The sequence below is a fragment of the Streptomyces sp. NPDC045678 genome (genome assembly GCF_056432085.1).
In genome coordinates, this window is sequence record NZ_JBWKJS010000002.1 from 783,069 (window position 1) to 800,156 (window position 17,088).

Below are 17,088 nucleotides of genomic sequence, written 5' to 3' on the forward strand. Positions count from 1 at the left end.
GCGTGCGAGGATGAGGCGGCGCGCCGGGCGGGCGCGCCGGGGATGACGAGGCAGAAGGGCCGGAGCGGGCGTGAGCGACCATCAGAACCTCCTGGCCGAGCAGCGCCGTGCCCTGATCCTGGACGAGGTGCGCCGCCGCGGCGGGGTCCGGGTCAACGAACTCACCCGCAAGCTCGGTGTGTCCGACATGACGGTCCGCCGCGACCTCGACGCGCTGGCCCGCCAGGGCGTCCTTGCGAAGGTGCACGGCGGCGCGGTCCCCGTGGTGGAGGCGAGCACGCACGAGCCGGGGTTCGAGGCCAAGTCGGGCCTGGAGCTGACCGCCAAGGAGGACATCGCGCGGACCGCGGCGTCCCTGGTGGCGCCCGGCACGGCGATCGCCCTCTCCGGGGGTACGACGACGTATGCGCTGGCGCACCACCTCCTGGACGTGCCGGACCTGACGGTGGTGACGAACTCGGTGCGCGTGGCGGACGTCTTCCACTCCGCGCAGCGCACCTCGGGCCGACGGCAGGGCGCGGCGACGGTCGTGCTGACCGGTGGTGTGCGGACCCCGTCGGACTCGCTGGTCGGTCCGGTCGCGGACCAGGCGATCGGCGCGCTCCACTTCGACGTGCTCTTCCTCGGTGTGCACGGCATATCGCTGGAGGCCGGCCTGTCGACGCCGAACCTGGCCGAGGCGGAGACCAACCGGCGTCTGGTGCAGTCGGCGCGGCGCGTGGTGGTCGTCGCGGACCACACCAAGTGGGGGACGGTGGGGCTGAGTTCGTTCGCCTCGCTCTCGCAGGTCGACACGCTGGTGACGGACGCGGGGCTGCCGCCGGAGGCGCACGTGGACATCTCCGAGCACGTGAACCGGGTCGTGGTGACGGGCGAGCGTGCGGCGCACAGCGAAGGCTCCGAGGCCGACGCAGACATCTGACGGCCCGCCAGCTATGGTGACGTGGCCCGGTCAACCGTCACGTTCCGCTGGGGGCAGAGTCCGATGGCACACCGACTGAACCCTGTGGGGCTCGACTTCGTCGCATCCGCTCCGGTGCGTCTGGTCTTCGCGCGCGAGGTGAGCGCGCCTCCGGAAGCGGTGTACGGGGCGCTGGCCGACGATGTGACCGGCTGGCCCCAGTGGTTCACCGCGGTCACCCTGTGCCGGCCGACCGGGGGCGGCACGGGCCGGGAGGTCCGGCTCAAGGGCGGCACGCGCTTCCAGGAGTCGATACTGGCGGCGGACGGCCCTGAGCGTTACGTCTACCGCGTCGACCGGACGAACGCACCCGGTCTGCGCGCCCTCGTCGAGGAGTGGCGGCTCTCCCCGGCGGGCGGCGGCGCCGGTTCCGGCACCCGTGTGCAGTGGACCTTCGCCATGGACGGCGCGGCGCCCCTGCGCGGCGCCCTGAAGCTCGGCCGCGCGGGACTCGGCCGGGCGTTCCGGGACGCCGTCACGGCGCTGGACGAGCGGCTCACCTCGTCGCCCACCGCGTAGCTCCGCCGGAGGGCGTGACCAGGGGGCGGACGACTACGCGGGCCACGCCCCCGTACCCAGCAGCGTGTCGATGGCCTGCGCGTAGGGCGCGATGTCCAGGCCCTGTTCGGCCAGCCACGCGTCCGAGTAGTACTTGTCCAGATAGCGGTCGCCGGGGTCGCAGATCAGGGTCACGACGCTGCCCGTACGTCCCGCGGCCACCATCTCGGCGACGATCTTCAGCGCGCTCCACAACCCCGTGCCGGTCGAGCCGCCCGCCTTGCGGCCGATGGCCTGCTCCAGGGCGCGGACCGCGGCGACGGACGCAGCGTCCGGCACCTTCATCATGCGGTCGATGGCGCCGGGCACGAAGCTCGGCTCCATGCGGGGCCTGCCGATGCCCTCGACGCGGGAGCCGCAGTCGCTCGTCGCGTCCGGGTCGTTCTTCGTCCAGCCGTCGAAGAAGCAGGAGTTCTCCGGGTCGGCGACGCAGATGCGGGTGTCGTGCTGCATGTAGTGGACGTAGCGCGCGATGGTCGCGGAGGTGCCGCCGGTGCCCGCCGTGGCGACGATCCACGTGGGCTCCGGGTACCGCTCGAGCCGCAGCTGCTGGTAGATCGATTCGGCGATGTTGTTGTTGCCCCGCCAGTCCGTGGCCCGCTCCGCGTAGGTGAACTGGTCCATGTAGTGGCCGCCCGTCTGGACGGCGAGGGCGGCGGACTCCGCGTACATCGTGCGCGGGTCGTCCACGAAGTGGCACCGGCCGCCGTGGAACTCGATGAGACGGATCTTCTCGGCGCTGGTCGTGCGCGGCATCACCGCGATGAAGGGCACCCCGATCAGCTTCGCGAAGTACGCCTCGGAGACGGCCGTGGAGCCGCTGGACGCCTCGATGACCGGCCGGTCGGGCCGGATCCAGCCGTTGCACAGGCCGTAGAGGAAGAGCGAGCGGGCGAGGCGGTGCTTGAGGCTGCCGGTCGGGTGGGTCGACTCGTCCTTGAGATACAGGTCGATGCCCCAGTGTTCGGGCAGCGGGAAGCGCAGCAGGTGGGTGTCGGCCGAACGATTGGCGTCCGCCTGGACCTTGCGGACGGCTTCTTTGAGCCACGCGCGGTACGTCGCGTCGCTGTGGTCGACGTCGAGCGTCGGCATGGGTCCGTCGGCTCGAAACTGCTGTGGGGTGCTCACGGCGAGGCTCCTTCGCGTCGTGCCGGACGCGATTCGGACGCGGCCGTACACCTCGATCTTAAACACCTCCAACACCCGTCTCACCTGCATAAACACACCTTTGAGCACCTCAAAGGAGCAGCTGTGACAGCCTTGGGCAGAGCTTGGCGGCGGGCCGTCGCGGGCGTCCCGGAAACCGCGCACGGACGTCCCCATGCGTACTGGTGCTCGACGCTTCGGACGTGCAGACTTCACGGCACGGGGCACCTGTCCCGAGTCGGAGCGATTCACCCGAAACGCACAAGGGGGCGGAGTGCCATGGCGGAGCCGGAATTCACGGCCACGGGTGTGCGGATCGGGCGGCGCTTGCGCTCCCTCACCCGTGCCGGTCAGGTCCGCATCGCCGACGGCAGGCTGGAGTTGCTGACCAGTTACGGCACGGAGATCGACAGCGCGCCGCTGCAGGCGGTGCGCACGGGCAAGCCCTGGTTCGCCCCGGACGACCGCGCTCTCGCCGAAGTGAACGGCACCCGCTACCGGCTCACGCTCGGCGAGCACGAACCACGCCCCGGTGAGGCGGGTCCGCCCACGGTGCGCAGGTTCATCGAGGCGGTGCGCAACGCCACGGAAGACCGGGTCCGACCCAGCTGACCGGACCCCTCGGCACGACGCGCGAGTTGCATGCCCGCACCCCCTGGGTCACTCTGGTCTCACATCACTCTGGGTTTACCGGCGATGACGCTGCGAACCAGCCCCGCCGGCCACACAGCAGGCGGCAGACCACGCGGCCCCTGCTGGATCCGATCGTCGTCTTCTTCCGGACCTCAATTCGGGGAGTCGCAGCCGTGATCAGCCAGCCAAGCAGGCATTGCACGGTAGAGCTCCAAGCCCTGCCGTCGCGGATCCGCCAGGTCCGCAGAATCGTATCTGCGCAGTTGCGCTACTGGCATCTCGATCCCTTGATAGACCAGGCCGCCCTCGGTGTGACGGAGCTTCTCACCAACGTCCACCGGCATGCCGAGCCGGACAAGATGTGCACCGTGGAGATCGAGCTGCTGCTCGACCGGCTCACGGTCTCCGTCCACGACCACGATCCCCGGCTTCCCGAACTCCGTGACACGGATCCCTACGCCACCTGTGGCAGGGGGCTCGCGATGGTCGCGGCGGTCAGCGAGAGCTGGGGTGTGCGGCCGCAGGGCGACGCGGGAAAGGTCGTGTGGTTCACGCTCCCCGCGGTCTCCCCGGCGGTGGCCCTCGCCCCGTATCCCGTGTACGGGGCGGCAGAGAAGACTCCCGCCCGGTCGGCCGTTGTCGGCTGACCGGGCGGTGATCGTCCGCTTGCTGGGACGCGTCAGGTACGAGGACCGGGTGGGCGCCGCTTCCGAGCGGGCGTCCGAGCGGGCTTCCAGACGGGCTTCGAAGCCTCCTTCCGCGCGGGGCGTCACTCGGTGGCGATGGCCCGCAGCACATCGAGACGCGCAGCCCGCCGAGCCGGACGCAGGCCCGCCAACGCGCCCGCCGCCAGGCCCACCAGGGAGACCACGGCCAGCTGCACCGGCGGTACGGCGAACGCGAAGGCGCTCTCCGTCGTGCTGTCGGACGCCTTGACGAGCACCCAGCCGAGGAAGCCGCCCAGCGCGAGCCCGCCCGCCGCGCCGAAGGCGGCCACGAGCACCGACTCCCAGCGGATCATGGCGCGCAACTGCGCCCGGGTCTGGCCGACCGCGCGCAGCAGACCCAGCTCACGGGTGCGTTCGTGGATCGCGACGGTCAGCGTGTTGGCGATGCCGAGCAGGGCGATCAGCACGGCGAGGGCGAGCAGCGCGTAGACGAGGGTGAGCATCATGTCGATGCCGCTCGCGGAGGCCTCCGCGTACTCGGACCGGGTCTGCACGTCCGGGTTCCCGTGGTCCCGCGCCGTCGCGGTGACCGCGGCCTTCCCTTCGGCGGTGCTCACGCCGTCCTCGAACGTGACGGACACCAGCGTGTCGGAGTCCTGCATGCGGTGGGGTGCCCAGGCCTCGCGGGTGATGACGTAATCGCCGGCGAGCTCCGACCTGCCGAAGACGGCGCGGACGGTGAAGGTCTCCTCCTTGCCGTCGGCGAAGGCCAGTTCGGCCCGCGATCCGACCTCGAGGTCCTGTTTCTCCGCCTCGGACCTGGTGATCGCGATGCCCCGGTCGCCGAGCGCGCCGAGCGAACCGTCGACATCGCCGAGGTCGAAGGACTTGGCGAAGGGCTTCGGGTCGGTGACGGTGAGGGCGCGCCCCTCGCCGTTGACCTCCGCGGCACCCTTGCCGAGGCCGACGGCGGTCTCGACCTCCGGCCGCCGCGCGAGCGCCGGGGCCAGCTTCGGGCTCAGCCCGCTGCCGCCCGCGCCGAAGCCGGGAGTGCTCACCGCGACGTCCCCGGCGAAGGAGCGGTTCACGGTCTGGTCCATCGTGGCCTTCAGCGAGGCGCCGAAGACCGTGAAGAGCGAGACGACGGCGACGCCGATCATCAACGCGCTGGCGGTCGCCGCCGTCCGTTTCGGGCTGCGCAGGGCGTTGCGCCGGGCGAGGCCGCCGGTGACGCCGCGCAGCCGGTCGAGGGGCCCGCCGAGGACACGTACCGCCCGCGAGGAGGCGACGGGGCCGAGCACCACGAAGGAGACGAGGGCAAGGACCGCTCCCCCGGCGGCGAGCCAGATGGAGGGGCTGACCAGGACGCCGGTGAGGGCGAGGCCCACGGCGGCCAGGGCGAGGCCGGTGCCGACGACGGCCCGGCGGCGCGAGGCGCCGGAGTGGTCGACGGCCGTCTCGCGCAGCGCGGCGAGCGGCGCGGTGCGCCCGGCCCGTACGGCGGGCAGCAGGGCGGAGCCCAGGCAGACCACCACACCGACGGCGAGCGGCAGCAGCATGGAGAGCGCGCTGATCACCAAGTCGCCCTCGGGGAAGGGGAATCCGATGGCCGGGAAGAGCGCCCGCAGTCCGGCCGCGACACCGATGCCGCCCGCGAGGCCCGCGGCCGACGCGACGACCGCGACGGCGCTCGCCTCGACGAGGGTCGACACCGTCACCTGGCGGCGCGAGGCGCCGAGTGCGCGCAGGAGCGCGTTCTCGCGGGTGCGCTGGGCGACCACGATGGCGAAGGTGTTGTGGATGCTGAACGTGGCGACCAGCAGGGCCACTCCGGAGAACACCAGCAGGAGCGTGGTGAAGACGGAGAGGAACTGGCCGGAGATGTTGTCGGTGCTCTCCGCGGCCGACGCCTCGCCGGTGATGGCCTCAACGCCGTTGGGCAGTACGGGAGTCAGCGCGTCGACGAGCTCCTGCTGGCTCACGCCGGGCCCGGCCCGCACCCGGATGGCGGAGGCTTCGCCGGGCTTCGGGGTGAGGTACTTCTCGGCGTCGGCGCGCGTCATGCCGGTGAAGGTGGTCTGCGCCATGCCGTCCTCGCCGCCGAAGGTCACGATGCCCACGATCTTCACCTCCACCGGGTCGGGGGTGCGCAGGGTCGTCGTGTCACCGATCTTCAGGTTGCCGGTCTCGGCGGCGCCGCGGTTGACGACGACCTCGCCGGGTCCGGACGGGGTGCGTCCTTCGGCGAGTCGATACGCGTTCAGCTCGCTGTCGTCGATCCAGTTGCCCGCGAGGGTCGGCGGGCCCTGGCCGCCGATGGGGTCGCCGTCCTTGCCGAGGAGCTGGCCCGCGCCCTGGATGTCGGGTGCGGCGGCGGCCACTTGGCCGGTCTTCTCGATCGTCTCGACGAGGTCGGTGTCGACCGGCTTGCGGGTGCCCCGGTTGTCGTCCGGGGTGGTGATGGTGCCGGCGCTGCGGACGACGGCGTCGGTGCCGCTCGTGGCGTTGCCGAACATCGTGTCGAAGCTCGTGCGCAGGGTGTCGCCCATGACGAGGGTGCCCGCCAGGAAGGCGACGCCGAGCATGACGGCGAGGAACGTACCGGCGAAGCGCCGCCTGTGACCGCGCAGCGAGGAGGCACTGAGCCGCACGGCGGCGGTCAGGGAGTCCATGACGGCGACCCCTTCCCACTGGGCCGCGCGCCGGGTGCGTGGGGCGGCGCGGCGGAGTGCGTGGTGGGGTGCGTGGTGGGATGCGTGGCCGGGTGTGGGGTGGAGGACGGGCCGGAGGGATCGGCGGGCGGCGGGCCGGGGTTCGCGGTGGACGGCGCGCCAGGGTTCGCGGTGGACGGCGCACCGGACGACTCGGCGGGCAGCGGGCCGCGGTTCGCGGCGGACGGTGGGCCAGGGTTCGCGGTGGACGGTGGGCCGGGGCTCGCTGTGGGGGGTCGTGTGTCGAACGCCTTCATCCGGTCCAGGACCCGGTCGGGCGTCGGCGACTCCATGCGGTCCACGAGGCGGCCGTCGGCGAGGAAGACGACCTCGTCGGCGTGGGCGGCGGCCACCGGGTCGTGCGTGACCATGACGACGGCTCGGCCCATCTCACGTACCGCGTGGCCGAGCAGGTTCAGCACCTCTTCGCCGGAGCGCGAGTCGAGGTTGCCGGTCGGTTCGTCGGCGAAGACGACATCGGGGCGCCCGGCGAACGCCCGCGCCACGGCGACGCGTTGCTGCTGGCCGCCGGAGAGCTCGGCGGGCCGGTGATGCAGCCGGTCGCGGAGCCCGACGACGTCGATCAGGGCGTCCGCCCACGCACGGTCGCCGCGGACTCCGGCGAGGTCCATGGGCAGGGTGACGTTCTCGGCGACGGTCAACGTCGGCACCAGGTTGAACGCCTGGAAGACGAAGCCGACGCGGTCGCGCCGCAGCAGGGTGAGGCGCCGGTCGTCCAGCTTCCCGAGCTCGGTGTCACCGATGAACGCGGCGCCCGAGGTGAGCGTGTCCAGGCCCGCCGCGCAGTGCATCAGGGTGGACTTGCCGGACCCGGACGGGCCCATGATCGCGGTGAAGCGTCCGGCGGCGAACGCGACGCTCACCCCGTCCAGGGCCCGTACGGCGGTGTCGCCGCTGCCGTACACCTTCACGGCGTCGGCGACGCGGGCGGCGCCCGTCTCCACGAGCCCCGTGGCCCGTCCGGTGGCGGCGCTCACGCCGGGCCGCCCTTGGAGGTCCGGCCGAACTCCTCGTTGAGGACGGTCAGCCGGCGCCAGTACTCGTCCTCGTCGATCTCACCGGAGGCGAAGCGGCGGCCGAGCACGGCGATCGGCGAGTTCTCGTCGACGCCGGCATGCCCGGCGTACCCCGTGGGCCCGGCGAGCCCGCCCGCGCCCCGGAACGGGCCGCGGCGGCCGCGCCACACGGTGCGGCGGAGCAGGGTGATGCCGCCGACGACGACGGCCGCCCAGATCAGCGGGAAGAACAGGATCCACGGGCCGGGCCCGCCGTCCCAGTGCGCCAGGGTCTGCATCTGAACTCATCTCCTCCGAAGCGGTTTTCTGCGGTGCCTCCAAACTCGCCCCGGGGGTGCGCTCCCGTCGTCGTACGGCCAGCGGCACCGCGCGTACCACCGCGGGAGTACGTGGGGCCGCAGCGGATACGCCCGACCGGATCACCAGCTTCACTGGAACTCTGTACCTACTAGTATGTACAGTGATCGCATGAGCACTCCGGAGCGTCTGATCGAGTCCACCCGCGAGCTGCTGTGGGAGCGGGGGTACGTCGGCACGAGCCCCAAGGCCATCCAGCAGCACGCGGGCGCGGGGCAGGGCAGCATGTACCACCACTTCGCCGGGAAGCCCGACCTCGCGCTCGCCGCGATCCGGCGTACCGCCGAGGAGATGCGCGCCACGGCAGAGGCGACCCTGGGCGGCGACGGATCGGCGTACGCGCGCATCGAGTCGTACCTGCTGCGCGAACGCGACGTACTGAAGGGCTGCCCGGTCGGGCGGCTCACGATGGACCCGGACGTCATCGCGAGCGACGAGCTGCGCGCACCCGTCACCGAGACCCTCGACTGGCTGCGCGACCGGATCGCCGGGATCGTCGAAGAAGGCGTCGCCCAGGGCGAGTTCACGGAGGCGCTCGCCCCGCAGGACATCGCGTCGACGGTCGTCGCGACGGTGCAGGGCGGCTATGTCCTGGCGCGGTCGTCGGGGGCACCGGCCGCGTTCGACACGGCGGTGCGGGGCCTGCTCGCGCTGCTCGCGGCGGCCCGCACCCCCGCCGCTCGCTCTTGAACCGTCATCGGCCCCTCAGCCACTCATCAGTTCGCCATCACTCAGTAAGGATGCGTACGTTGCACATCACCCGGAACCGGCCCGACACCCACCAGGGCCCCGCCGAGCACTTCACCGGCACCGTCTGGCTCGACGAGATAGCCGCGCCCGACGCCCCGTCCCGCCTGCGCATGTTCAGCGTCCACTTCGCCCCCGGCGCCCGCACGGCCTGGCACCGCCACCCGCACGGCCAGGTCCTGCACGTGACCGAGGGCGAGGGGCTCGTCCAGCGCGAGGGCGGTCCGGTCGAGCCGATCAGGGCCGGCGACACGGTGTGGATCGAGCCCGGCGAGTCGCACTGGCACGGCGCGGGACCGCGCACGTTCATGACCCACCTGGCCGTGGTCGAGGCGGCGTCCGACGGCACGACGACCGAGTGGGGCGACCTCGTCGACGCCCACGGTCGCGCCGCCTGATGCTGCCGCGGAAGGAGCGCGCGATGCACGCGATGCAGTACGAGATCACCCTGCCCGCCGACTACGACATGGGCGTCATCCGCCACCGGGTCGAGTCGAAGGGGCACCTGCTGGACGCGTTTCCCGGGCTCGGTTTCAAGGCGTACTTGATGCGCGAGCGCGGCACGGACGACTCGCCCGTGAACCAGTACGCGCCGTTCTACCTCTGGAACACGGCCGAGGGCATGAACTCCTTCCTCTGGGGGCCCGGATTCCGGGGGCTGAGCGAGGACTTCGGGCGGCCCGTGGTGGAGCACTGGACGGCGCTCGCGTACGAGGAGGGGCCCGCCTCAGGAGTCGTACCCAGGACCGCCGTTCGCCGTCGGCAGCACATTCCGGCGGCCACGCCCCTTCCGGGTCTCGCGGCCGAACTCGCGGCGGAGGCAGGGCGTTTGGCACGGGCCGACGGTGCGGTGAGCGCGCTGACCGCGGTCGATCCGCGGACCTGGGAGGCCGTGCACTTCTCACTCTGGGAGAGGGAGGCGCCGCAGGGGCTCGGCGATGTCTTCCAGGTGCTGCACGTCTCCGCGCCGGAGCGGGGCGAGTTGCGTCGGGGGCGGCAGTGGTGAGCGGCTCCACGCGGGTACCGATGGACGATCGCGCAGGCGCTCCGGCGGTTCGGACGGTCCTCGGGGATGTCTCCCCCGCGGATCTCGGCGTCTGCGACGCCCACGACCACCTGTTCCTCCGCAGCCCTCAACTCCCGGGCCAAGAGCTGGATTCGCCCTCCGCCGCGGCGGCCGAGCTGGCCGCGTTCCGCGAGGCGGGCGGGCGGAGCGTCATTCAGTGGACGCCGTACGGGATGGGGCGCCGCGCCGAACTGTTGCCGGAGCTGGCGAGGGCGTCAGGTGTGCGGGTCGTCGTCGCGACGGGGCTGCATCAAGCGGTCCACTACAGCCCGGAGTTGCTGGACCGCCTGCGTGCGGACGACCTCGCGGCGCTCTTCACCCGTGAACTCACCGACGGCATGGGCGAGTCCGGGGTGCGGGCGGGTCTCATCAAGGTCGCGGGCGGGTTCCACGGACTCGACGCGCACGCCCGCTGGACCATGGCCGCGGCGGCCGAGGCACACCACGCGACGGGCGCGCCCATCACCGTCCACCTGGAGCTGGGCACCGGCGCGCTCGACGTACTCGACCTGCTCTGCGGCGACTGCGGCGTACCGCCCCACCGTGTCGTCCTCGGCCACCTCAACCGCTCCCCCGACCTCACCGCCCACCTCCAGGCCGCCGAGTCGGGCGCGTACCTGGCCCTGGACGGACCCTCCCGCGCCCACCACGCCACGGACTGGCGCATGCCGGACGCGGTGCGGTCCCTGGCGGACGCGGGGTTCGGCGACCGCCTGCTCCTGGGCGGCGACACGACGACGGCCGGGGCGCGGTCGGTGCACGGCGGCCCCGGCATGCCCCATCTGCTGCGACGGGTGCGTCCGCGGCTCGCGACCGCCGTGGGCGAGGAACTGGTGGAGCAGATCCTGACGGTGAACCCGGGGCGGGCTTTCGGGGTGCACTGGGCGTAGGGGCACCAGGGCACCAGGAGCACCAGGGAGATCCAGGGAGATCCAGGGAGATCCAGTATTGCACTGACCGTTCCAAAACCTGTACGGTTTTCCCCATGGCCCGACCGAGAAGCTTCGACGAGGAGCGGGCCCTGGACGCGGCGATGCATGCCTTCTGGGCGAACGGCTACGAAGCCACCTCGACCCAGGACCTGTGCGAAGCCACCGGCCTGGGTCGCAGCAGCATCTACAACACGTTCACCAGCAAGCACGACCTGTTCCGGCGCGCCCTGGCCCGGTACATGGACAGCATGAACACCGGCCAGCTCCAGATCCTCGAGGACGTGGAGCGAACGGCCACGGAGCGCTTGCGCGCCCTGTTCGACCGGGTCATCGAGGGCGAGTTCGAGCAGCGCCGGAACGGGCACAGCATCGGCTGTCTCACCGTCAACACCACGGTCGAGCTCGCCGGGCGCGATCCGGAGGCCGCCGCGATGCTGGAGCGGGACCTCACCACACGGCTCACCGCGCTCGGCGCCACGATCCGCGCCGGCCAGCAGGACGGCGACATCAGGTCCGGACGCGACGCGGACACGCTGGCCCGTTACGTCAACGCCGTCATCGGCGGCATGCGGGTCTCCGCCCAGGGCGGCGCCGACCTGGCCACACTGCGGGCCATCGCCGACACCGCGATGGACGCGCTCACGAGCTTCTAGCGACGTCGCCCCCCCACTGTCACGTTCGTGGCACCGTCGCGCCTTCCCGCACCTCCCCATGCCCTTTTTCTGTACTGATCTATCCAAAACCTGCCCGACAGGAGCACTCCGCCATGCCTCGCGCCGTATACGTACTAGCCCTTGGTATCTTCGCCATGGTGACCAGTGAATTCGTGGTCGCAGGTCTGATGCCGCAGATGGCGGACGGACTGGACGCCACGATTCCCGAGATCGGCTATCTCATCACCGCCTTCGCCGCCGCGATGGCGCTCGGCGGACCGTTCCTCACCGTCGCCGTACTGAGGATGCGTCAGAAGGCGGCCCTGATACTGCTGTTCGGCATATTCCTCGCGGGCAATGTGCTCGCCGCCCTCGCCCCCGACTACCGCACCATGCTCGTCGCCCGCGTCCTCACCGGCATCGCGTCGCAGGCGTTCTTCGGCGTCTCCATCTCGCTGGCCTCCCGCATCACCCGCCCCGAAGTGCGCGGCCGCGCCGTGGCGGTGGCCCTCAACGGGCTGATGCTGGGCACGCTGCTGGGGTTGCCGTTCGCCACGGTCGTCGGCGAACACCTGGGCTGGCGCGCGGCGTTCTGGGCCATCACCGTGCTGACCGTGCTCGCCGCGGCGGCCACGCTCATCGGCGTGCCGAGTGCCGACGGCGAGAGCGAGGAGAACAGCACCCTCCGCGAGGAACTGGGCGCCTTCCGCAGCCCCCGGCTGTGGCTGACCCTCACGACCAGCACGTTCGTGATCGGCGCGACCTTCTCCGCCTTCAGCTACCTGAACCCGATCCTCACCGAGCTCACGGGCTTCTCCACCGGGACCGTGCCGCTGCTGCTCATCGCGTACGGCGCCGCCACCGTCATCGGCAACACCGTCGTCGGCCGGTTCGCCGACCGGCGTACCCTGCCCGTGCTCGTCGTCGGCCTGGTGCTCAACCTGGCCTTCCTCATCGGCTTCGCGCTCCTCGCCGAACTGCCTGCTCCCGCCGTGGTGTTCATGCTCGGCATCGGTCTCGTGGGCGTCACCATGAACCCGGCTCTGGTGACCCGCGTCCAGCGCGTCGGGAACGCTCGGTCCCTGGTGAACACCGTCCACTCGTCGTTCATCACGCTCGGCATCATCATCGCCACGTCCGTCGGCGGACCCGCCATCGACACGTTCGGTCTGCGGGCTCCACTGTGGATCGGCGCGGGACTGGCCGTGCTCGGACTGGTCTCCCTCGTGCCCGACCTGCGGCGAAGGGCCGCCACGGCCCGCCTGGAACTGGCCGCCCCGTCAGACGCCTGACGGCTTCTTCGCCTCGAAGAGCCAGGTGTCGAACACCTCGGACAGGTTCTTGCCCGACTTCTCCTCGCACAGGTCGATGAACTGCCGGGTGTCGGCGTTCCGGTGGCGGTAGCGCTTCGTCCAGGTGTGGAGGATGTCGTAGAAGGTGTCGTCGCCGACGGCCTCGCGCACCTTGTGCACGACCATGGCGCTCCGTCCGTAGACGGGAGAGTCCGACATGCGTCCCCCGCTGGGCGGCGCGGCCGGCGGGAAGTCCCAGATTCCCTCGCTCTCCGGGTGCGTGCCGTCGCAGAACTCCTCGAAGGTCTTCTGCGCGGACTTGCCGTCCTGGTCCTCCTGCCAGAGCCACTCCGCGTACGTGGCCAGGCCCTCACTGAGCCACAGGTCCTTCCACGCGCGCGGGGTGACCGAGTTGCCGAACCACTGGTGTGCCATCTCGTGCACCACCAGCGTGTCCTCGGGCGCTTCTTCGAAGTACGGCTTGGTCTGGGTCTCCAGGGCGTAGTCGAGTCCGGGTAGGTGGTCGACGACGGCGCCCGCGGAGGAGAAGGGGTAGGGCCCGAAGTTCTCGGTGGCCCAGTCGATGACGTCGGGGACCAACTCCTCGACGTCATCGGCGTCTTCGGCCTCGTCCGGGTCTACCGCGATGTGGAGGGGCACGCCGTCGGAGGTCCGGCCCTTGTGCACCTCGAAGTAGCCGACGGTGACGTTGGCGAGGTAGCTCGCCATGGGCTCCTCGGTCCGCCATTGCCGCGTGACGCGGTCACCCTTGTCCTGCTCCTTCGTCAACTCCCCGTTGCTCACGACGTCGTAGGGGTCGCCGTCCTCGTCCTTGGGCACGGTGACGGCTATGTCGTACGTCGCCTTGTCCGAGGGGTGGTGATTGCCCGGGAACCACGTCATGGAGCCGGTCGGCTGGCCGAGGGCGGTCGAGCCGTCGTCCGTCTCGATCCAGCCCTCGAGGCCGCCGTCCGCGCCCTCGAACATCTTCGGGGTGCCGTCGTAGGTGACGGTGGTCTTGAAGGTGTCCCCGTTGCCGAGCGCCTTGGCGGGCGTCACCGTCAGTTCGTTCCCCGAGCGGCTGAAGCGGGCTTCGGCCCCGTCCACCGTGGCGGTGCGCACCTTCAGCCCGGCCAGGTCGAGGTTGAAGCGGCTGAGGCCCTGGGTGGCGCGGGCGGTGATGACCGCCGTGCCCTTGAGGCGGTTGGTCTCGGGGACGTAGTCGAGGTCGAGTGCGTAGTGGGAGACGTCGTAACCCCCGTTGCCGAGGGTGGGGAAGAGCGCATCCCTGACGCCGCTCGCTCCCGGCCGGGCCGCGGGGGCGCCGTCGCCGCCGGTGCAGGCGGTGCCTGCGAGGAGCAGCAGCGCCGCGAGGAGTGCGTGGCGGCTGGGACGTTCCCTCGTCGTGCGTCGCGTCATCACGAGGCCCCGTTCCCCCGTCAACCGTCGCGTCATCACGAGGGCCCGCCGTCCCCTGCCCGGCGCTTGCGCCATGGCCGTACCGCTCCCACGCCGACCGCCGACGCGACGGCGGTCGCGCCGACGCCGACCGCGATGCCGGCTCCGAAGCCCGGCCCGTTCTCCGCGGCCTCCCCGGACGCCGCGGTCTCGGCCGCCGCCACCTTCACCTTCGCCTTGAGCACGATCGGCGGGTAGTCGCACACGTACTCCTGCTCCCCTTCGCCGACGCAGTCCGCGTCCTTGTGGCGGAGGGTGACCTTCACCTCGTACGTGCCGGGCTTGGTGTTCTCCTTGATGCGGGCCGCGCCCACCCACGCACGCCCCGAGTCGCCCAGGACCGTGTCGTCGGTCAGCGCGGGACCGGAGACGTCCACCGCTGTCGGACGCGGATTGCCGGGACGCTCCTTCACGGTGATGTCCACGACCCCGCCCGCTTCCACGGGGCCTCCGACGGACACGTAGCCCCGTCCCGGGAACGGCAGCGCATCGCCGTGGGCCGCGCCCGCCGCCCCAAGAAGCAGCAGAGGTACCTCAATTACGACATATCCGCTACGTACGGATAGAGAAGTGAAGTTGTCCATATGTCCTCCAGTCCGCCATAGTTCTACGATCATGACTCATATTGGCGCGGTCACGCCACAAAGGGTGACCCGCCTCTCGTCTTCTGTGGGGGAAACGACCATGCATGTGCGCAGAGCGCTGGGCGTCGCGGCGGGGGCCGCGGCACTGATCCTGCTGCCGGGCCTACCGGCGTACGCGGACCCCGGCGATCCGACGCCCAAGGGGGAAGCCACCGCGCCGCCCGCGGTGGCAAAGACCACGCCTCGACCCACCGTCCCGCCGACGCCCGTCCCGGCCCACGGTGACGAGGACGCGCGCGGGTTCACGCCTGCCGACGCCGACGACTACTGGACCCCGGAGCGCATGCGGGAGGCCCGGCCCGTGCAGGAGCAGGAGGACAAGCAGTTCTCCGCTCCCACCCGGATGCCGCGCTCCGCCAGCCGGCCCTTCGAGGGTCTGCCGATCGTCGGCACCTTCTTCTGGAACGACGGCACCAACACCGGCCGCTTCTGCGGCGGCACGGTCGTCAAGAGCCCCGGCAAGAACCTCGTGATGAGCGCCGGGCACTGCTTCGACGACCAGGACGCGCGCAAGAACCTGACGTTCGTGCCGCAGTACGACGACGGCAAGAAGCCGCACGGCGCCTTCACCGTCAAGCCCGGACGCATCTACGTCGACAAGCGGTACCTGGCCAAGGGCCCCGACGCGGCGGCGGACCTCGACTTCAACTTCCTGCAGCTCGAACCGCGCGGCGGCAAGAACGTCGAGGACGTCGTCGGCGGCGCCGAACTGAAGATCAACGCGGGGTACGACCACTCCCCGGTCCGCCTGATCGGCTACCCGGCCAACCAGAAGCGCCCGCTGGACTGCACGGACAAGACCGTCCGCTACAACAGCACCGACCCGAAGATCCCCGGCAGCTTCCTGCGCATCGCGTGCGACAAGTACTCCGGCGGCGCATCGGGCGGTCCCTTCCTCATCAAGCAGGGCAACAGCTGGGGTCTCATCGGCGTCATCGGCGGCTGGAAGACCGGCGGCGACAAGGACGACATCTCGTACAGCTCGTACCTCGACGGTGACGCCAAGGCGCTGTACGACGACGCGGTCAACAACCGGCCGCCGGCCGGCCGCGGTGTCCTGGGCAAGGCCGAGACCTGGAAGCACGCCGAGGCCATGGCCGGCGGCTACTTCACCGACGGCAACCCCGGGACGTGGGACTACTCCGACCTGATCGTGCGCTGGACCGACGGCGAAGTCACCTTGTACCGCGGCGCGGGCGACGACGCCGACAACTTCGACAAGGAGATACGTCTCACCGGCCCCAACGGCACCTGGAAGCACGCCGCCACCATGGCGTCCGGCGACTTCACCGGCGCCGACCGTGACGACCTCATCGTCCGCTGGTCCGACGGCGAACTGACGCTCTACCCGGACGTCGACGAGAAGGGCTTCCACGGCGAGGTCCAGCTCCAGAAGCCCAACGAGCTGTGGAAGAACGCCACGTCCGTCACCGGTGGCCGGTACACGAGCGACAACAAGTGGACCGACGACCTCCTCGTCCGCTGGAGCGACGGCGAAGTCACCCTCTACACCAACGTCAACCGCGACGGCTTCCACGGCGAGAAGAAGCTCGCCGCTCCCAACGGCACCTGGAAGCACGCCTCGACGCTCACCTCGGGCGACTTCACCGGCAACGACCAGCACGACCTGATGGTGCGCTGGACCGACGGTGAGCTGACGCTCTACAAGGACGTCGACCAGAACGGCTTCCACGGCGAGACACAGCTCAAGAAGCCCAACCGCCTCTGGGAGCACGCCACGGTCCTGGCCGCCGGCGACTACACGGAGAACCGGCACCCGGACGACTTCCTGGTGCGCTGGTCCGACGGTGAGGTCTCCATGTACCCGGACGCCGACGAGACGGGCCTGAACCGCGAGCTCACGCTGGTGTATCCGCCGGCCTGACGCGTGCGAGGGGAGGGCCCGTGGGTACGGGCCCTCCCCTCGGCGTTTCCAGGGCGGCGAAACGGAAGCTGTTCGCTCCTCAGGTGCGGGTGCCCGAGCTGGACGGCTCGTACGGCTACGGCTGGGTCGTCGTCGATTCCGGCGACGGCCGGGTCGCCTGGCGCGACGGCGGCAACGACTGGTCACGGGCGACGGTCGCGGAGTACCGATGCCGACGGATCATGGTGTTCTGGGTGAGCAACCACGCGTACCAGAAGGGGAAGTGGAACCTGGAGGACGGCCAGCTGGAGCTGTCCCGCGGCGTGGCCGAGCGCGTTCGGCACTTCGGTTGAGGGTGATG

At 71.1% G+C, this 17,088-nt stretch carries 17 protein-coding genes and 1 pseudogene; 12 read left to right on the plus strand and 6 right to left on the minus strand.

Annotated features, from left to right (window positions below):
* The first annotated feature begins 70 nt into the window (after positions 1-70).
* Both AC07DO_RS09960 and AC07DO_RS09965 read left to right on the plus strand, forming a co-directional pair.
* Complete coding sequence (locus tag AC07DO_RS09960; RefSeq protein WP_479058256.1) at positions 71-922, plus strand: DeoR/GlpR family DNA-binding transcription regulator; 852 nt, start codon at positions 71-73, stop codon at positions 920-922.
* 63 nt (positions 923-985) lie between these two features.
* Complete coding sequence (locus AC07DO_RS09965) at positions 986-1,480, plus strand: SRPBCC family protein (protein ID WP_479058257.1); 495 nt, start codon at positions 986-988, stop codon at positions 1,478-1,480.
* 33 nt (positions 1,481-1,513) lie between these two features.
* Here AC07DO_RS09965 and cds1 read toward each other — a convergent pair whose 3' ends face one another.
* The gene (gene cds1 / locus AC07DO_RS09970) at positions 1,514-2,611 is read right to left on the minus strand and encodes an L-cysteine desulfhydrase Cds1 (RefSeq protein ID WP_479058588.1); all 1,098 of its coding nucleotides are present in this window, start codon (positions 2,609-2,611) and stop codon (positions 1,514-1,516) included.
* A gap of 333 nt (positions 2,612-2,944) precedes the next feature.
* Between cds1 and AC07DO_RS09975 the strand changes: the two genes are divergently transcribed.
* Together AC07DO_RS09975 and AC07DO_RS09980 are read left to right on the plus strand one after the other, a co-directional pair.
* Positions 2,945-3,277 (plus strand): hypothetical protein, encoded by a 333-nt coding sequence (locus AC07DO_RS09975; RefSeq protein WP_479058259.1) that lies wholly within the window; start codon positions 2,945-2,947, stop codon positions 3,275-3,277.
* 194 nt (positions 3,278-3,471) lie between these two features.
* Positions 3,472-3,945, plus strand: a complete 474-nt coding sequence (locus AC07DO_RS09980; protein WP_479058260.1) for an ATP-binding protein — start codon at positions 3,472-3,474, stop codon at positions 3,943-3,945.
* A 122-nt stretch (positions 3,946-4,067) separates the two neighbouring features.
* On the opposite strand, the gene AC07DO_RS09985 is transcribed toward AC07DO_RS09980, so the two are convergent.
* The 3 genes and pseudogenes from AC07DO_RS09985 to AC07DO_RS09995 form a co-directional block, all read right to left on the minus strand.
* Positions 4,068-6,629: an ABC transporter permease gene (locus AC07DO_RS09985; RefSeq protein WP_479058589.1), complete on the minus strand. Its 2,562-nt coding sequence runs from the start codon at positions 6,627-6,629 to the stop codon at positions 4,068-4,070.
* Positions 6,630-6,919: 290 nt separating this feature from the next.
* A pseudogene (locus AC07DO_RS09990) lies at positions 6,920-7,675 on the minus strand (ABC transporter ATP-binding protein); the annotation flags it as partial.
* Positions 7,672-7,992 carry an SHOCT domain-containing protein gene (locus AC07DO_RS09995; RefSeq protein WP_479058261.1) on the minus strand — a complete coding sequence of 107 codons (321 nt, stop codon included), beginning with the start codon at positions 7,990-7,992 and terminating at the stop codon, positions 7,672-7,674. The pseudogene AC07DO_RS09990 and the gene AC07DO_RS09995, both read right to left, overlap by 4 nt.
* Positions 7,993-8,167: 175 nt before the next feature.
* Here AC07DO_RS09995 and AC07DO_RS10000 point away from each other — a divergent pair, with 175 nt between their 5' ends.
* From AC07DO_RS10000 to AC07DO_RS10025, 6 genes are all read left to right on the plus strand, one after another.
* The gene (locus AC07DO_RS10000) at positions 8,168-8,761 is read left to right on the plus strand and encodes a TetR/AcrR family transcriptional regulator (protein WP_479058262.1); all 594 of its coding nucleotides are present in this window, start codon (positions 8,168-8,170) and stop codon (positions 8,759-8,761) included.
* 59 nt (positions 8,762-8,820) lie between these two features.
* Positions 8,821-9,216, plus strand: coding sequence for a (R)-mandelonitrile lyase (locus tag AC07DO_RS10005; RefSeq protein ID WP_479058264.1), 396 nt, complete (start codon positions 8,821-8,823; stop codon positions 9,214-9,216).
* A 23-nt stretch (positions 9,217-9,239) separates the two neighbouring features.
* Entirely contained in the window at positions 9,240-9,824 is a 585-nt protein-coding gene (locus AC07DO_RS10010; RefSeq protein WP_479058266.1) for a DUF4865 family protein, read from the plus strand.
* A 20-nt stretch (positions 9,825-9,844) separates the two neighbouring features.
* Positions 9,845-10,774, plus strand: coding sequence for a phosphotriesterase family protein (locus tag AC07DO_RS10015; RefSeq protein ID WP_479058268.1), 930 nt, complete (start codon positions 9,845-9,847; stop codon positions 10,772-10,774).
* A 95-nt stretch (positions 10,775-10,869) separates the two neighbouring features.
* Positions 10,870-11,469, plus strand: coding sequence for a TetR/AcrR family transcriptional regulator (locus AC07DO_RS10020; RefSeq protein WP_479058269.1), 600 nt, complete (start codon positions 10,870-10,872; stop codon positions 11,467-11,469).
* A gap of 113 nt (positions 11,470-11,582) precedes the next feature.
* Entirely contained in the window at positions 11,583-12,761 is a 1,179-nt protein-coding gene (locus tag AC07DO_RS10025; protein WP_479058270.1) for an MFS transporter, read from the plus strand.
* On the opposite strand, the gene AC07DO_RS10030 is transcribed toward AC07DO_RS10025, so the two are convergent.
* Both AC07DO_RS10030 and AC07DO_RS10035 read right to left on the minus strand, forming a co-directional pair.
* Positions 12,750-14,180: a M1 family metallopeptidase gene (locus tag AC07DO_RS10030; RefSeq protein ID WP_479058271.1), complete on the minus strand. Its 1,431-nt coding sequence runs from the start codon at positions 14,178-14,180 to the stop codon at positions 12,750-12,752. The genes AC07DO_RS10025 and AC07DO_RS10030 overlap by 12 nt on opposite strands.
* A gap of 35 nt (positions 14,181-14,215) precedes the next feature.
* Positions 14,216-14,680, minus strand: coding sequence for a hypothetical protein (locus tag AC07DO_RS10035; protein ID WP_479058273.1), 465 nt, complete (start codon positions 14,678-14,680; stop codon positions 14,216-14,218).
* A gap of 223 nt (positions 14,681-14,903) precedes the next feature.
* On the opposite strand from AC07DO_RS10035, the gene AC07DO_RS10040 reads away from it, so the two are divergent.
* Positions 14,904-16,748: a trypsin-like serine peptidase gene (locus AC07DO_RS10040; protein WP_479058275.1), complete on the plus strand. Its 1,845-nt coding sequence runs from the start codon at positions 14,904-14,906 to the stop codon at positions 16,746-16,748.
* Positions 16,749-16,831: 83 nt separating this feature from the next.
* Positions 16,832-17,080 carry a hypothetical protein gene (locus AC07DO_RS10045; protein WP_479058277.1) on the plus strand — a complete coding sequence of 83 codons (249 nt, stop codon included), beginning with the start codon at positions 16,832-16,834 and terminating at the stop codon, positions 17,078-17,080.
* Positions 17,081-17,088: the final 8 nt, after the last annotated feature.

Excerpts from the sequence above, each read along its gene's own strand:
- AC07DO_RS09965 (WP_479058257.1), top strand. The coding sequence starts at position 986 with ATGGCACACCGACTGAACCCTGTGGGGCTCGACTTCGTCGCATCCGCT.
- cds1 (WP_479058588.1), bottom strand. The coding sequence starts at position 2,611 with ATGCCGACGCTCGACGTCGACCACAGCGACGCGACGTACCGCGCGTGG.
- AC07DO_RS09975 (WP_479058259.1), top strand. The coding sequence starts at position 2,945 with ATGGCGGAGCCGGAATTCACGGCCACGGGTGTGCGGATCGGGCGGCGC.
- AC07DO_RS09995 (WP_479058261.1), bottom strand. The coding sequence starts at position 7,992 with ATGCAGACCCTGGCGCACTGGGACGGCGGGCCCGGCCCGTGGATCCTG.
- AC07DO_RS10000 (WP_479058262.1), top strand. The coding sequence starts at position 8,168 with ATGTACAGTGATCGCATGAGCACTCCGGAGCGTCTGATCGAGTCCACC.
- AC07DO_RS10010 (WP_479058266.1), top strand. The coding sequence starts at position 9,240 with ATGCACGCGATGCAGTACGAGATCACCCTGCCCGCCGACTACGACATG.
- AC07DO_RS10015 (WP_479058268.1), top strand. The coding sequence starts at position 9,845 with ATGGACGATCGCGCAGGCGCTCCGGCGGTTCGGACGGTCCTCGGGGAT.
- AC07DO_RS10020 (WP_479058269.1), top strand. The coding sequence starts at position 10,870 with ATGGCCCGACCGAGAAGCTTCGACGAGGAGCGGGCCCTGGACGCGGCG.
- AC07DO_RS10025 (WP_479058270.1), top strand. The coding sequence starts at position 11,583 with ATGCCTCGCGCCGTATACGTACTAGCCCTTGGTATCTTCGCCATGGTG.
- AC07DO_RS10030 (WP_479058271.1), bottom strand. The coding sequence starts at position 14,180 with ATGACGCGACGCACGACGAGGGAACGTCCCAGCCGCCACGCACTCCTC.
- AC07DO_RS10040 (WP_479058275.1), top strand. The coding sequence starts at position 14,904 with ATGCATGTGCGCAGAGCGCTGGGCGTCGCGGCGGGGGCCGCGGCACTG.